The 1,251-nt window shown below is 66.4% G+C and carries 1 protein-coding gene; it reads right to left on the reverse strand.

Annotation, left to right across the window (positions count from 1 at the left end):
• Positions 1-14 precede the first annotated feature (14 nt).
• Positions 15-1,183, reverse strand: a protein-coding gene (locus BXA10_RS30250) for an IS3 family transposase (RefSeq protein ID WP_139338261.1) whose coding sequence is annotated in 2 segments (ribosomal slippage) — positions 15-896 and positions 899-1,183 — 1,167 coding nt in all. Because the reading frame shifts where the segments join, the coding sequence is not laid out codon by codon here.
• Positions 1,184-1,251: the final 68 nt, after the last annotated feature.

Raw genomic sequence — 1,251 nt, forward strand, 5'->3', positions numbered from 1 at the left:
GGTGACAGTTTCAGTCACGCGGCCTGACTGGCCGGTGGGGTCATGTTGGTCTCGTACTCGATAGGGGTCAACCGGGACAGGGATCGTTGGCGTCGGCGGCGGTGGTAGGTCCGTTCGATCCAGGTCACGATCGCGGTCCTGAGCTGCTGCCGGGTCGTCCAGGTTCGGCGGTCGAGGACGTTGTTCTGCAGCAGGCCGAAGAAGGATTCCATGGCGGCGTTGTCGCCGGCGGCGCCGACCCTGCCCATCGACCCGGTCACGTGGTGCTGGTTGAGGGCACGGAGGAACTTCCGGCTTCGAAATTGCGACCCGCGGTCGGTGTGCAGCACGCAGCCGGCCACGTCACCACGGCGGGCCACAGCGTTGTGCAGGGCGTTGACGGCCAGCCTCGATTTCATCCGTGAGTCGATGGAGTAGCCGACGATTCGGTTTGACCACACGTCCTTGATCGCGCACAGGTAGAGCTTGCCCTCGGCGGTGCGATGCTCGGTGATGTCGGCCAACCACAACCGGTTCGGGCCGTCCGTGGTGAAGTTGCGGCGCACGAGATCGTCGTGCACTGGCGGACCGGCCTTGCCGCCCTTGCCCCGACGCTTCTTCTTGCTGAACGCGCTCCACCAGCCCATGCCAGAGCAGATTCTCCAGGCGGTGCGCTCCACCATCGGCTGGCCGGCAGCGCGGGCCTCATCGGCCAGGAACCGGTAGCCGAACTCCGGGTCGTCGCGATGGGCGTCGAATAACGCGTCCGCCCGATACGCTCCAGCCAGTTCAGCGTCGGTGACACGGCGGGCAAGCCACCGGTAGTAGGGCTGGCGAGCGATGTTCAATACCCGGCACGTCACCGCCACGGGGATCCCATCGGCGGCCAGCTCGCTCACGAGCGGGTAGAGCCTTTTCCCGGCAGATGCGCCTGCGACAAGTAGGCAGCGGCCCGCCGCAGGACCTCGTTCTCCTGCTCCAACAACCTGATCCGCTTACGGGCCTCGCGCAGCTCGGCTGACTCGCCACTGGTCGTGCCGGGCTTCGCGCCGGCGTCGACGTCGGCCTGGCGCAGCCACTTGAACAACGTCATCGGGTGCACCCCGAAGTCCTTCGCGATCTGCTCGACCGTCACGCCTGGCTCGCGGTCACGGGCCACCCGCACGACATCATCACGGAACTCTCGGGGGTAGGGCTTGGGCACAGCGACATCCTTCCAGCCCGCCACTAGGGCAAGCCATCTCAGATGTCACCTATCGGTGCAGCAGACCC

The sequence above is a fragment of the Micromonospora avicenniae genome (assembly GCF_900156065.1).
Lineage (GTDB): Bacteria > Actinomycetota > Actinomycetes > Mycobacteriales > Micromonosporaceae > Micromonospora > Micromonospora avicenniae.